The sequence below is a fragment of the Variovorax sp. KBW07 genome, assembly GCF_003852515.1.
Taxonomy (GTDB): domain Bacteria; phylum Pseudomonadota; class Gammaproteobacteria; order Burkholderiales; family Burkholderiaceae_C; genus Variovorax.
The window spans coordinates 1-12,905 of the sequence record NZ_QAJK01000112.1 but is presented as its reverse complement, the minus strand read 5'-3'; the positions used below and the strand labels follow the sequence as shown (position 1 = coordinate 12,905).

General features: G+C 67.2%; 11 protein-coding genes. 5 read left to right on the top strand and 6 right to left on the bottom strand.

Annotation, left to right across the window (positions count from 1 at the left end; all coding sequences use genetic code 11):
- Positions 1 to 143: 143 nt before the first annotated feature.
- Complete coding sequence (locus DBV14_RS21550) at positions 144 to 887, bottom strand: TetR/AcrR family transcriptional regulator (protein ID WP_260397170.1); 744 nt, start codon at positions 885 to 887, stop codon at positions 144 to 146.
- 137 nt (positions 888 to 1,024) lie between these two features.
- On the opposite strand from DBV14_RS21550, the gene DBV14_RS21545 reads away from it, so the two are divergent.
- The 3 genes from DBV14_RS21545 to DBV14_RS21535 are packed head-to-tail and all read left to right on the top strand — an operon-like array spanning position 1,025 to position 4,542.
- A complete protein-coding gene (locus DBV14_RS21545; protein ID WP_124461889.1) occupies positions 1,025 to 1,828 on the top strand; it encodes an SDR family NAD(P)-dependent oxidoreductase in 804 nt (267 codons plus the stop codon).
- Between the two features lie 30 nt (positions 1,829 to 1,858).
- The gene (locus tag DBV14_RS21540; protein ID WP_124461887.1) at positions 1,859 to 2,998 is read left to right on the top strand and encodes a DUF5938 domain-containing protein; all 1,140 of its coding nucleotides are present in this window, start codon (positions 1,859 to 1,861) and stop codon (positions 2,996 to 2,998) included.
- Between the two features lie 5 nt (positions 2,999 to 3,003).
- Positions 3,004 to 4,542, top strand: a complete 1,539-nt coding sequence (locus DBV14_RS21535) for an AMP-binding protein (protein ID WP_124461885.1) — start codon at positions 3,004 to 3,006, stop codon at positions 4,540 to 4,542.
- Between the two features lie 31 nt (positions 4,543 to 4,573).
- Here DBV14_RS21535 and DBV14_RS21530 read toward each other — a convergent pair whose 3' ends face one another.
- Positions 4,574 to 6,208: a class I adenylate-forming enzyme family protein gene (locus DBV14_RS21530; protein WP_124461884.1), complete on the bottom strand. Its 1,635-nt coding sequence runs from the start codon at positions 6,206 to 6,208 to the stop codon at positions 4,574 to 4,576.
- A 135-nt stretch (positions 6,209 to 6,343) separates the two neighbouring features.
- The gene (locus DBV14_RS21525; RefSeq protein WP_124461882.1) at positions 6,344 to 7,192 is read right to left on the bottom strand and encodes a hypothetical protein; all 849 of its coding nucleotides are present in this window, start codon (positions 7,190 to 7,192) and stop codon (positions 6,344 to 6,346) included.
- 207 nt (positions 7,193 to 7,399) lie between these two features.
- On the opposite strand from DBV14_RS21525, the gene DBV14_RS21520 reads away from it, so the two are divergent.
- A complete protein-coding gene (locus DBV14_RS21520) occupies positions 7,400 to 8,053 on the top strand; it encodes a DUF1345 domain-containing protein (protein ID WP_124461879.1) in 654 nt (217 codons plus the stop codon).
- Positions 8,054 to 8,091: 38 nt separating this feature from the next.
- Here the strand turns inward: DBV14_RS21520 and DBV14_RS21515 are convergent, their stop codons facing one another.
- From DBV14_RS21515 to DBV14_RS21505, 3 genes are read right to left on the bottom strand one after another with little or no spacing between them, the layout of a single operon-like run.
- A complete protein-coding gene (locus DBV14_RS21515; protein WP_124461877.1) occupies positions 8,092 to 9,039 on the bottom strand; it encodes a DMT family transporter in 948 nt (315 codons plus the stop codon).
- Positions 9,040 to 9,070: 31 nt separating this feature from the next.
- Positions 9,071 to 9,568 carry a methylated-DNA--[protein]-cysteine S-methyltransferase gene (locus DBV14_RS21510; protein ID WP_124461875.1) on the bottom strand — a complete coding sequence of 166 codons (498 nt, stop codon included), beginning with the start codon at positions 9,566 to 9,568 and terminating at the stop codon, positions 9,071 to 9,073.
- Between the two features lie 6 nt (positions 9,569 to 9,574).
- Entirely contained in the window at positions 9,575 to 11,185 is a 1,611-nt protein-coding gene (locus tag DBV14_RS21505) for a DNA-3-methyladenine glycosylase 2 family protein (RefSeq protein WP_124461874.1), read from the bottom strand.
- Between the two features lie 110 nt (positions 11,186 to 11,295).
- Between DBV14_RS21505 and DBV14_RS21500 the strand changes: the two genes are divergently transcribed.
- Positions 11,296 to 12,678, top strand: a complete 1,383-nt coding sequence (locus tag DBV14_RS21500) for a phosphomannomutase/phosphoglucomutase (RefSeq protein ID WP_124461872.1) — start codon at positions 11,296 to 11,298, stop codon at positions 12,676 to 12,678.
- The last annotated feature ends 227 nt before the right edge of the window (positions 12,679 to 12,905 follow it).

The following is a 12,905-nucleotide window of genomic DNA, read 5'->3' as shown; positions in this document are numbered from 1 at the left end:
GGGTGCTCCCCGCAGCGAAATAAAGGAGGAGCGAAGCGGGGGACATTCGCGGAGGGGAGCACCCGGTGTCAGTCGCACGCGCCCCGAATGACTCCGCACCCGCCCCGAACAACAGCAGTCGCGCATCACGCGACGGAAACGACTCAGGCCCGACGCTTGCGAGCCGCAGGAGCCACCTTCACGGAAGGCACAACGAACAGCCGCTCGATCGATTGCCGCACATCCGCCTTCATGTCGGCGATCGCCTTGACGTCTCCCGAAAGGTGCTTCAGCAACGCCTGCTGAAACAGCCCGTCGAACAGCGCATACGTCGCCGGCGGCGACATGCCAGGTTGTTCGCCAGACAGCTCCGCGAAGCGGCTCATGATGCGCCAGATCATGTCTTCCAGGCTCTTGTCGATCTGCACCACGTCCGTTCGAAAAGCTTCCTCGAACAGCGCCTGCGAACGCAGGTCGTACCACAGGCGGTGCACGTGGCCTTCGTCGCGCAGCGTGTCCGCCAGGCTTTGCAGGAACCCGTCCATCAGCTCATCGAACGTCGTCGCGCTTTCCACCGCGTGGTCGTAGCGCTTCACGCAGCGCGCCTTGTACTGCTTCACGCTGCAGATGATCAGGTCGACCTTGTCGCTGAAATAGTAGTGGAGCACCCCGTGCGAGAACTCCGAGTTTTGCGCGATTTCCCGCAGGCTCGTGCGCGCATAGCCCAGCGCCGCCAGCGTTGTCAGGGCCGCTTCGCCCAGCTCGGCGCGCCGCTCCGAAAACTTGTCGATCCGTGCCTTCGGCACCCGCTCCGCGTGTTTCTTGACCCGTTGATGTGTCGTCATTTCAGCTGTGCCGCATGCCTGCCGGCACCATGTTTCTTGATAGTTGCAAACCATAGCACGCATGCGGGAGAACCCGCACTGGAGTGCATTGGATGCGATTTTATGGAATCTTGACACTCGTCAAAGAAAAACTTGACACACGTCAAGTCGATTTCTAGGATGACCGCTCCATCTCACAACATATCTACAGGAGACAAGTGATGGCCAAGTTCGACTTGAAAGGGCGCCGGGCCCTGGTGACTGGTGGTGCGCGCGGCATTGGCGCGGGCATTGCCGAAGCGCTGGCGGCGGCCGGCGCATCCGTGATGATTGGCGACGTGCTCGCCGACGTGGGCCGCGGCACCGCCGCGCGGCTCTCCGCCTCCGGGGCGAAGGTGGGCTTCGTTCCGCTCGACGTCACCAAAGATGCCGACTGGGCTTCGGCCACCGAAACCACCGTCAAGGAGCTGGGCGGTTTCGACATCCTGGTCAACAACGCCGGCATCGAGATCACTTCGCTGGTGATCGATGTCGATGGCGACGACCTGCGCCGCATGCTCGACGTCAACGTGGCCGGCACGCTGCTCGGCATGAAGCACGCGTTCCGCGCGATGCGGCCCGGCGGCAGCGCGGGCGGTGGCGGTGCCGTGGTCAACATCGCATCGGTGGCCGCCACCATCGCGTTCCCCGCCATTGCCGGCTACTCGGCCACCAAGTCGGCGGTCGACCGCGCAACGCGCGTCGCGGCCATGGAGTCCGGCAAGCTGGGCTACGGCGTGCGCGTCAACTGCATCTACCCGGGGTTGGTGCCCACCGACATGGGCATGAAGCTCGCCAGCGACATCGTGGCCGCGGGGCTTGCGCCCAGCGTCGAAGCCGCCGTGGGCGACGTGATCGGCCAGACGCCGCTCGGGCGGCTCGGCGAAATCGGCGACATGGCCGACGTGGTGGTCTTCCTCTGCTCCGACGCCGCCCGGTTCATCACCGGCGCGGGGCTCTCGGTGGACGGCGGCATGGGCATGTGAGCAATCAGCATCGATTAAAGGAGAGACAACATGAGCAGCAGCAACAAGAAGAAACCCGTCGTCGTCTACGGCGCCTCCGGCTACACCGGCCGCCTGATCTGCGAGTACCTGCGCGAGTACAACATCCCCTTCATTGCGGCGGGCCGCAGCGCGGAAAAACTCGAAGCGGCGATGAAGTCCAACGTGCCCGGCATCGAGACCGCGAGCTACGAGGTGGTGGAAGTGGCGCATTCGGTGGCGGCGCTCACCGAGCTCTTCACCGGTGCCTCGGTGGTGCTCAACACGGTGGGGCCTTTCGCCAAGTTCGGCCCCGAGGTCGTGCAGGCCTGCCTGGCCGCCGGATGCCACTACACGGACACCACGGGCGAGCAAGACTGGCTCATCACGCTCGAGCAGGAGTGGGGCGCCAGGTTCGCCGCCGCGGGCCTGCTGCTGTCTCCCGGCCTGGCGCAGATGTACACCACCGGCGAAATCGCGGCACAGCTGTGCCTGGAAACGCCGGGCCTCGACACGCTCGACATCGCCGTGTTCTGGGGCGGCAGCCCGACCATCGCATCGACCCAGACCATCCTGGTGAATGCGGCCACGTCGAAGGCCTACTACCTGGAGCAGAACGAGTACGTCGAATGGCAACCCGACGCGGGCCTGTACCACCTGTCGATTCCCGGCCAGCATGAAGCCGCGCTGGCGCTGCCCTGGGGCGGCACTTCGCACCCCGTGTGGTTCAAGCGCGATCCGCGCGTGGCCAACGTGAAGGTGCTCGGCGGGGTCTTCAACAAGCCGCTGATGCTGGGCGTGCCGCAGATCGTGGCGGCCGCGCTCAAGGCAACCGAGGGCATGAACGAAGAAGACCGTTATGCAGCCCTGGCCCAGACGGCGGCCGGCGTGATGAACACCATGCCTCCGCGCGAGAACCCGCGCATCAACAAGTCCGTCGATTCGGTGCATGCCTCCGGTCCGCTGGGCCGTGTGCACTGCGTGATCTTCGGCAACTGCAACTACAAGCAGACCGGCTTGCTGCAAGCCTATGCGGCCGCTTCGCTGCTGCAGCAGGCGCCGCGCCGCGCCGGCTTTGCCTCGGGTTGCCAGGCCTTCGGGCACCGCGAGCTGCTCGGCGCGCTGCGCAGCTTCGGACTGGTGCAGGAGCCCATGCTCACCCGGATGGGCTGACCCTCATGCGCCTCGTCGACTATCTGGACAAGGGCGCTTCGCTGGGTGCCGCCGCACCCTGCCTGCGCATGGGCGACGTGCTGTTGTCGTACGGGGACGTGCAGCGGTTCAGCCACCGCGTGGCCCGCGCGCTGCAGCGCAGCGGCATCGCGCCGGGCAGCAAGGTGGCGGTGCTGTCGAGCAACGACCCGATGGCCTTCGCCTGCGTGTTCGGGCTCTCGCGGGCCGCCGCCGTGTGGTGCCCGATCAACCCGCGCAACGAGGCGGCCGAGAACCGCTTCGTGCTCGATGCCTTCGACTGCAGTTGCCTGATTTTCCACAGCAACTACGCGCCGCTGGTCGAGCAGATGCGCGCCGACCTGCCGAAGGTGACGACGCTGGTGTGCATCGACAAGCCGATGCCCTTCGCTCCTTCGCTCGAGCAGTGGCTGGCCGATGCAGGCGACGCGCCCATCGATGTACCGGTGATCGACGACGTGGCGATGATCGCCGGCACCGGCGGCACCACCGGCCAGCCCAAGGGCGTGATGCTCTCGGGCCGCAACCTCGAAGCCATGTCGGCCTTGACGCTGATGGGCTACCCCTTCGAGGGGCGACCGGCCTACCTTGCGCTGGCGCCGCTCACGCATGCGGCCGGCGTGCTGTGCCTGCCGGTGATGGCACTGGGCGGGCAGGTGGTGATCATGCCCAAGCCCGACCTGGGCGAGTTTCTCGAACTGATCGGGCGGCACGGCATTACCCACACCTTCCTGCCGCCCACGCTGATCTACATGCTGCTGCAGCATCCGCAACTGGCGGCGACCAGGCTCGATTCGCTGCAATGCTTCTGGTACGGCGCGGCGCCCATGTCGGTCGCGCGGCTCGAGGAAGCGCTGCACAAGATCGGCCCGGTCATGGCGCAACTGTTTGGCCAGACCGAGGCGCCGATGATGATCTCGATGATGTCGCCGCGCGAGCACTTCAACGCCGACGGCTCGGTGGCGCGGCATCGCCTGGCGTCGGCGGGGCGGCCCGGCCCGCTGGTGCAGGTCGGCGTGATGAACGGCGACGGCGTGCTGCTGCCCACCGGCGAAAGCGGAGAGATCGTGGTGCGCGGCTCGCTCGTGATGCTGGGCTACTACAAGGATGCGAAGGCCACGCAGGAGGCCTCGCGCCACGGATGGCACCACACGGGCGACATCGGCTACCTCGATGCAGACGGCTTCCTGTACATCGTCGACCGTGCCAAGGACATGATCATCTCGGGCGGCTTCAACGTCTACTCCGCCGAGGTGGAGCAGGTGCTGATGCAGCACCCCGACATTCAAGACAGCGCCGTCGTCGGCCTGCCCGACGAGAAGTGGGGCGAGCGCGTGGTGGCGGTGCTGCAGCTGCATGCCGGCCGGCAGGTGGATGCGGAAGACATCAAGGCCTTCGTCAAGGCGCGTATTGGCAGCGTCAAGGCGCCCAAGCAGATCGAGGTGTGGGCCGACCTGCCGCGCTCCAAGGTGGGCAAGGTGCTGAAGAAGGAAGTGCGCGCCGCGCTGCTGCCGCCCCGGCCTTAGCGGCTGCGTTGCCTCAGTCGTGTCAGTCGCATCAGTCGCGCTGGTAGTGCGACTGGTGCGACTTTCGCAGCTCGAACTTCTGGATCTTGCCGGTCGACGTCATCGGCAGGGCCGGCAGGAAAATGATTTCCTTCGGCACCTCGAAGCCGCCGAGGTTCGCCTTGCAGTGCGCCGTGAGCGCCGCCGCGTCGAAGTCTTCGGGCGCATCGGGCCGGCGCGTCACGAAGGCCGTGATCGCCTCGCCCCAGTGGTCGTGCGGCAGCCCCACCACGGCCGCATTGAGCACGGCGGGGTGGCGCAGCAGCACCTCCTCGACCTTGATCGACGGCACGTTCTCGCCGCCCGACTTCACCATGTCCTTCAGCCGGTCCAGAAAGATCAGCTGCCCCTCGGCATCGAGCTTGCCCAGGTCGCCCGAGTGGTGCCAGCCGAAGCGCTGCACATGCGCGGTGGCCTCCGGGTCCTTGTAGTAGCCGAGCATCACGTTGGGCCCGCGAAAGACGATCTCGCCGACCTGATCGGGTCCGAGCAGCTCGCCGTCGTCGCCCATCACCGCGACCTCGTTGACCAGCGTGGCCACGCCCCAGTACGAACCGAAGCGCTTGCGCTGTTCCTCCGCCTCGAAGATGGTGGCGCCCGGGTACATCTCGGTCTGGCCCGAGACCAGCGCGAAGTTGGGGCAGAACTCGTCGAGCAGGCGCAGCAGCAGCGTGCGCGACATGGGCGCCATCGCATACACGCACAGCCGCAGGCTCGACAGGTCGCGCGCCGTGCGCTGCGGGTGCGCCAGCAATGCGCCGTACATCATCGGCAGGCCGACCATCACCGTGATCTTGTGGCGCTCGATGGCGCCGAGCACCGCGCCGGGGTCGAAGCCGCGCAAGATGACCAGCGTGCCGCCCACCGCCAGCGCCGACATCAGCACCGTGTGCTGGCCGCAATGAAACAGCGGCAGCACGCTGCTCCACACGTCGCGCCGCTCGGGGCTGCTGCCCCATTCGACCATGTTGCTCAGCAGCACCGAGTGCACCGAGGCGTGCGAATGCATCACGCCTTTCTGCCGGCCGGTGGTGCCGCTGGTGTACATGATGAGCGCGAGTTGGCCGCTGTCGATGGGCACGCCGGGCAGCGTCGAAGGGCCCTGGGCAATGGCCTCCTGCACCGTTGGAACGCCGGGCGGTGGCGTGTCGCCGTCGAGCACGCACAGCAGCGGCGCAATGCCGGCGCCATCGATCAACTGGCGCAGGTCGGGCCGGGCATGCAGCGCGGTGTCGATCACCAGGTGGCGCACTTCGGCATGCGCCAGGATGTAGCCGATGGCATCGGCCGCGAGCGCCGTATTGATCGGCACCCACACCAGCCCGGCCTTCTGGATGCCGAGCATGGCGACCACCATCTGGATCGAGTTGTTGCACAGCATGCCCACGCGCTCGCCGCTTGCAAGGCCCAGGCCCAGCAGGTGATGGGCAAAGCGGTTCGACGCCGCATCGAGCTCGCTGTAGGAAAGGCGGTGCTCGCCCTCGACCAGCGCGGTGCGCGCGCCGAAGCGGCGCGCGGAGCGGTGGATCACATCGCCCAGCGCAACGCGTGCGATGCGCTGGGCGAAGGCGGGGGCTGCCGGTGCGGTGGATGCAGCGGGGAAAGGGCTCTGGCTGGCGCTGGGCATGCTCTGTGTCTCCATTCTTCGTTCGGTGTGGGGCGCAGCCTAAGGCTGGCGGCCGCACCGCGTCTTGCGAAGAGTGGCTACACAGGCGCGTGCGAAAGCCAGCGGCTTCGCTGGTCCCCGCAAATCACCCGAAGGTCAGAAGCGTGCCTTGAGAAAGGCCGAAGGCCCTTGCAGGCGAACCTTCAGCCGCGTGTCGGCAAAGTTGTTTTCTCGTGTCAGGTCGATGTTGGTCACGCCATAGGCCAGCACCACGCCCACGTTCTTCACGGGAAACCACTCGACGCCGGCGGAGGCGTTGTAGATGTTGCCGTGGAAGCGGCCGTTGTTCTTCCACACGCCCGAGGCGTCGGCGAACAGCCGCAGGTCGGGCGTGATGGCGTGGCGCACGCCCACTTCGAGCAGCGGAGCGATGGCGTTGTCGCTCGAGCTCTCGCTGTAGGTGCCGACCTGCCCGTTCACCACGGCGGTGGCGCTCGCGCCGAGGGTCGCGCGGTAGTAGGCCGCGCCGGCGCCCAGGCCGAACACCGTGTTGCCGGTGCCCAGCCACCACTTGTACGAGAGCTTGGCGAAGTCCAGCTTGGTGTTGATGCTGGCGTTGCCGAAGGCATTCAGGGAGCCGAGGCCTCCGAACGAGTTGTTGCTTGCAACGCCGCCCGTGTAGTCGCGCTTGTACTGGTAGTAGTCGAACGAAATGCCCTGGCTGTCGCCGATGAGCATGTCGGCCGAGATGCGCGGCATGGTCACGCGGCCGGGCTTGATGTCGCCCGATTGCAGCGAGCCGTAGGGCGTGTTCACCGAGGCGTTGAACTTGGGGTCGGCACTGAAGGCGCCGACCGAGAGGCTGAAGCGGTCCAGCGCGGGCGACGGGTCGGCATGGGCCGGTGCCGCTGCAAAAAGAAACCCTGTACCGGCCAGTGCACCCAGTGCACCGAAAACGCCGAGCCGGCAGGCCCGGTCGAGGGGGCGGGAGCGAAGCAACAACATGAAAGGAATCCTTGAGAAGACAAAAAAATTGCCTCGGGCACCTGCGCGCGTTTCTCGTTGTTGCGCATGTGTCTTCCGGGCGTGGCTCCCTTTTGTTGACCCCCAAGTTAATAGTGGGCCAAGGGGCTTCCCATGCGCGAACTGCGGCTGTGCATGTAGGACGTTTTTGACGGAGGGGTACTGCCGCGTGCAGCGCTACAGTGCCGCATGCGCCAACACCTTTCCACCACCACCGGTCCCCAGCGTCTTCTCTATGGAGGCGTGGTCGGCGTCGCGGTCGCGCTCATGCCCTGGCCCGTGGCCGCCATGGCGCGCGGGCTGGCCGGCTGGTGCGCGGGCGTGCTGGTCTTCATGGTGCTGACGTGGTGGCTGGTGGAAACCTTCGATGCCCGGCGCACGCGCGAGCGCGCGCAGTCGATGGACCAGCCCAACATCGTGATCCTGGTGTCGATGCTGGTGGCCGTGGGCGTCAGCGTGACGGCCATCGCGATGATGCTGCAGCAGGTCAGGCAGATGGATGGCATCGAGCGCGCCGTGCACATCGCGCTGGGGCTGGTGGCGCTGGTGGGGTCGTGGCTCATGATGCATACGATCTACGCGTTTCACTACGCGCACCGCTACTACATCGACCAGAAGAGCGGCTCGCCCGATGGCGGGCTCGACTTCCCGGGCAAGGACGACCCGGACTACTTCGACTTCCTGTACTACTCGTACGTGATCGGCATGACCTCGCAGGTGTCGGACGTGCAGGCCACCTCGCGCGAGATGCGGCGCATCACGCTGTTCCACAGCGTGCTGGCGTTCGCTTTCAACATGCTGGTGCTGGCGTTGTCGGTGAACGTGGTGGCCGGGGCCGTCTAGGCCCGGCCACCGAGGGCAGCTTTCAGTCCGTCAGGTCTTCAGGCCGCGGGCTTGCGCGCGCCGCCCAGCTTCACGATGCCGGTCGACAAGGCCACGCCGCAGACGATCACCACCGCGCAGATCAGCATCCATTGCGTGATGTTCTCGCCCAGGAACACGGCGCCGTAGAAGAGCGCGAACACCGGCACGAGAAAGGTCACCGTCAGCGCGCGGGCAGGGCCGGCGCGTTCGATCAGGCGAAAGAACAGGATGTACGCCACGCCGGTGCAGGCGATGCCCAGCGCCAGCAGCGCGCCCCAGGCACGCAGGCTGGGCATTTGCGCGGGCCACAGCCAGATGGCGGGCAGCGCAAGGAACAGGGTGGCGCCGATCTGGCTGCCGGTGGCGGTGGTGAGCGCGGGCACGCCGGTCAGGTGGCGCCGCGTGGCGCTGGCCGAAATGCCGTAGCAGAGGCAGGCGCCCAGGCAGGCCAGCACGGCCCACAGCGCCGCGTTGCCGCTGGCGCCCGCATGCAGGCCGGCGCTGCGGCTGGCGAGCATGGCCACGCCGGTGAAGCCGATCACCAGGCCGACGATGCGCGAGCCGTTGGGGCGCTCGCGGAACCACGCCCATGCCACCAGCGCGCCGAACATCGGCGTGGTGGCATTGAGCACGGCCGCCAGCCCGGTGTTGATGGTCAGGAGCGCGAAACAGAACAGCGCGAACGGCATGCCCGAATTGAAGACGCCGACCGCAAGGCTGGCTTTCCAGTGCTTCGCCAGCGACGGGCCCTGGCCGCGCAGCAGCGCGATGGGCAACAGGAACAGCGCGGCAATCGCCACCCGCACGGCGGCCGTCGGCAGCGCACCGAACTCGGCCGCGCCGATGCGCATGAAGAGAAAAGACGCGCCCCAGAGCGCTCCGAGCAGCACCAGGTCGATGAGCCAGGCATTGGTGCTGGATGCGGCCGGTGTTGCGACGACGGTGTTGTTGTTCGTTGTGGTCATGCGTCTTTCAGTCAATCTTCTTCGGGTGGTTCTACAGCGCGCCTTCCAACTCCAGAAGCGCGGTTTTTCGATCGAGCCCGCCAGCGTAACCGGTCAGCGAGCCGTCCGCACCCAGCACGCGGTGGCAGGGCACGATCACGCTGATCGGGTTGCGTCCCACGGCCGCGCCCACCGCGCGCACGGCGGCCGGGTTGCCCACGTTCACGCTGAGCGCGCCATAGCTGGTGGTGGCGCCGGCCGGGATGGCCAGCAACTGCTGCCACACGCTCTGCTGGAACGCGGTGCCGTGCGACAGGTCGAGCTTCATGTCGAAGTTGTCGCGCTTGCCGGCGAAGTAGTCGTGCAGTTGCGCGGCCGCCTCGACCAGCGCCGGATGGTCGTCCTTGGCAATCCAGCCCACGGTGTCGGGCCAGTGGCGCTGCTGGTCGAACCAGACGCCGGCCAAGCCCTGGTCGGTGGCCGCCATGGTGATGCCGCCGAGCGGCGTGTCGATGTGCGAGGTGTAGATGACTTTGCTCTTGAACTTCATGACATTTCAGGCGGCAAGGCCTGCCGTTGTGATGTTGATGGGAGATTCCGTGGCCGCGGGTTCGGCGGCCGGCGAAGGTGACGGTGAGGAGGGCGCGTGCCAGGCGCGCAACACCGCGTAGCCGCGCCAGGGCCGCCACGCCTGCGAGGCTTCGGTGGCCGCGCGGGCGGTGGTAACGCCCAGCGCCTTCTGCAGCGCGACGTCGCCGGCCGGAAAGGCGTCGGGCCAGCGCAGTGCGCGCATGGCGATGTACTGCGCGGTCCAGGCACCGATGCCCGGCAGCTCCTGCAGCGCCGAGATGGTCGATGGCACGTCGGCCCCCGCGTGCAGGGCCAGCCTGCCGGCCGCGACCTCGCGGGCAACGGCCTGCAGCGCGGTCTGCCGCTGCCGCACGATGCCGAGCTGGCCCAGCGCGTCGCCGCTCGCCGCCGCAATGGCCGCGGGTGTGGGAAACAGCCGGTTCAGGCCTTCGACGGGCGTGGCGATGGCGTCGCCGAACGCCTCGACCAGCCGAGAGCCCAGCGTGCGCGCCGCGGCCACCGTGATCTGCTGGCCCAGCACCGCGCGCACCGCCAGCTCGAAGCCGTCGACCGTGCCCGGCACGCGCAAGCCGTCGCCGTGCGGAAAGGCCGCATGCAGCGCCGCGTTGATGGCCATGGGCTCGGCGTCGAGATCGAACATGGCGCGTGCGCGGCTGATCACGATGGGCAGCACGGCCGCGAGCGAATCGCTCACCGACAGCAGCATCTGCTCGCGCTCGATGTCGAAGCGCAGTTGCAGCCAGCCGGCATGCGTCTGCGCGCCTTGCTGCACGCGCAATGTGCGGGCCAGCTTCACGTAGGTGGGCGTGCTGCCCTTGGCGGGCTCCTTGCCGTCCGCGGTGGAGGCAAGCTCGACGCCGCGCAGCGCACGGCGCGCGAAGAAGGCGAGCATTGCGTGGGTGTCGTAGGGTGGCCGGAAACCCAGCCGCACTTCGATGGCCTTGCCTTCGCTGCTGCCGCCCTCGGCGGTGGCGCCACCGGCCCGCCGCAGCGCGCTCGGGTTGAGGCCGTAGTGCTCCACGAACGCCGCGTTGAACCGGCGCACGCTGGCAAAGCCGCTGGCCAGCGCCACCTGGGTCATCGGCAGCCGCGTGTCGGCAATCAACTGCTTGGCGGCCAGCAGGCGGCGCGTCTGCAGGTATTGCAGCGGCGACACGCCGAACTGCGCCTCGAAGATGCGCCGCAGGTGGCGGTCGCTCACGCCCAGGCGCGCCGCGATCTGCGCCGCGCCCGGACCGTCTTCAGACCACGCATCGGGCTCGTCGATCAGGCGTGCCGCCTGCAGTGCCAGGATGCGCGAAGCGTCTTCGGTCGACCAACTGGCCGCGCGCGGCGCCAGCTCGGGCCGGCAGCGCAGGCAGGGGCGAAAGCCCGCGGCCTCGGCCTGTGCCGCGTGGCGAAAGAACCGGCAGTTCTCGCGGCGCGGCAGCTTGACGCGGCAGACCGGCCGGCAATAGATGCCGGTGGAAGTCACGGCGGTGAAGAACGACCCGTCGAAGCGCGCGTCGTGCGTCTTCATCGCCAGGTAGCAGGCGTCGCTCTCGAGCGCTTCGGTGGGGGCGTGTGTGGTAGGCATGGGCAAATGATACGGTTTCGACTCGTTTCAACTGGCCGTTTTCGGACATGTGGGTGCACGGAGCGTTGCCTACAATGCCCCGTTCCAGATCCAACAGGTAAACGCCTTTCATGCAGCTCAGCGCGTCGATCTTCAAGGCCTACGACATTCGCGGCGTCGTGCCGGCCACCCTCGATGCCGAGGTGGCGGAAGCGCTTGGCAGGGCGTTCGGCAGCGCTGCCCGTGCCGCGGGCGAAAAGTCGGTGGCCGTGGGGCGCGATGGCCGCCTGTCGGGCCCCGCGCTGGTCGAGGCACTGATCAAGGGCCTGGTGGCCACCGGCGTCGAGGTGATCGACGTGGGCGCCGTCACCACGCCGATGCTGTACTTCGCGGCCCACACGCTGTGCACCAGCGGCATCCAGGTCACGGGCAGCCACAACCCGAAGGACTACAACGGTTTCAAGATGGTGCTGGCCGGCCGCGCCATTTACGGTGACGAAATCCAGGGCCTGCGCAAGACCATGGAAGAAGGCACGGCCAGGCTCGCACCCGGCGGCAGCGTGCGCAAGGTCGATGTGACCGATGCCTATGTGAAGCGCATTGCCGGCGACATCAAGCTGGCGCGCCCCATGAAGATCGTGGTCGACTCGGGCAACGGCATCGCGGGCGCCACGGCGCCGGCCATCTTCCGCGCCATCGGCTGCGAAGTGACGGAGCTGTTCAGCGAAGTCGATGGCGACTTTCCCAACCACCACCCCGACCCGAGCAAGCCCGAGAACCTGAAGGACCTGATGGCCGCGCTGGCATCGGGCGACGCCGAGCTTGGCCTGGCTTTCGACGGCGACGGCGACCGCCTGGGCATCGTCACCAAGGACGGCCAGAACATTTTTCCCGACCGCCAGATGCAGCTGTTTGCGCAGGACGTGCTGTCGCGCGTGCCGGGCGGCACGATCGTGTACGACGTGAAGTGCTCGCAGCGCCTGGCCCCGGCCATCGAGGCCGCGGGCGGCGTGCCGATGATCTACAAGACCGGCCATTCGCTGATCAAGGCGAAGATGAAGGAAATCGATTCGCCGTTGGGCGGCGAAATGAGCGGCCACATCTTCTTCAAGGAGCGCTGGTTCGGTTTCGACGATGGCACGTACGCCGGCTGCCGTCTGCTCGAAATTTTGAGCAAGAGCCCGAATGCGAGCGACGTATTGAACGCACTGCCCACGAGCTTTTCGACACCGGAACTGAGCGTGGCCTGCGCCGAAGGCGAGCCGCATGCGGTGGTCGACAAGCTGGTGAAGGACGCGAGCTTCGCGGCCCCGGCGAAGGTGTCGACCATCGACGGCCTGCGCGTTGATTGGCCCGATGGTTTCGGCCTGATCCGTGCGTCGAACACCACGCCGGTGCTGGTGCTGCGTTTCGAAGGCCAGACCGATGCGGCGCTGAAGCGCATCGAGACGCAGATGCTGGCGTTGTTGCGTACCGTCAAGCCCGATGCCAAGCTGGCTGAAGCTTCCCACTGACATGAAGACTTGTTTTTTTGATCGCCGCGTTGAGCGGTTGGTGTTTGGGGTGCGTCGTTCTGGGCGCAGCCGTTCAGGGCGCGCTCACGCCGACGGTGTGCTCTGCTCCGCGAATGTCCCCCGCTTCGCTCCTCCTTTATTTCGCTACGCAGAGCACACCGCCGGCGCAAGCGACATCAGAGCGGTCGTTGATCAGCGGTGCACCAGCAGCGCGTCCATGTGCGAAT

Excerpts from the sequence above, each read along its gene's own strand:
- DBV14_RS21550 (WP_260397170.1), bottom strand. The coding sequence starts at position 887 with ATGCGTGCTATGGTTTGCAACTATCAAGAAACATGGTGCCGGCAGGCA.
- DBV14_RS21545 (WP_124461889.1), top strand. The coding sequence starts at position 1,025 with ATGGCCAAGTTCGACTTGAAAGGGCGCCGGGCCCTGGTGACTGGTGGT.
- DBV14_RS21540 (WP_124461887.1), top strand. The coding sequence starts at position 1,859 with ATGAGCAGCAGCAACAAGAAGAAACCCGTCGTCGTCTACGGCGCCTCC.
- DBV14_RS21535 (WP_124461885.1), top strand. The coding sequence starts at position 3,004 with ATGCGCCTCGTCGACTATCTGGACAAGGGCGCTTCGCTGGGTGCCGCC.
- DBV14_RS21530 (WP_124461884.1), bottom strand. The coding sequence starts at position 6,208 with ATGCCCAGCGCCAGCCAGAGCCCTTTCCCCGCTGCATCCACCGCACCG.
- DBV14_RS21525 (WP_124461882.1), bottom strand. The coding sequence starts at position 7,192 with ATGTTGTTGCTTCGCTCCCGCCCCCTCGACCGGGCCTGCCGGCTCGGC.
- DBV14_RS21520 (WP_124461879.1), top strand. The coding sequence starts at position 7,400 with ATGCGCCAACACCTTTCCACCACCACCGGTCCCCAGCGTCTTCTCTAT.
- DBV14_RS21515 (WP_124461877.1), bottom strand. The coding sequence starts at position 9,039 with ATGACCACAACGAACAACAACACCGTCGTCGCAACACCGGCCGCATCC.
- DBV14_RS21510 (WP_124461875.1), bottom strand. The coding sequence starts at position 9,568 with ATGAAGTTCAAGAGCAAAGTCATCTACACCTCGCACATCGACACGCCG.
- DBV14_RS21505 (WP_124461874.1), bottom strand. The coding sequence starts at position 11,185 with ATGCCTACCACACACGCCCCCACCGAAGCGCTCGAGAGCGACGCCTGC.
- DBV14_RS21500 (WP_124461872.1), top strand. The coding sequence starts at position 11,296 with ATGCAGCTCAGCGCGTCGATCTTCAAGGCCTACGACATTCGCGGCGTC.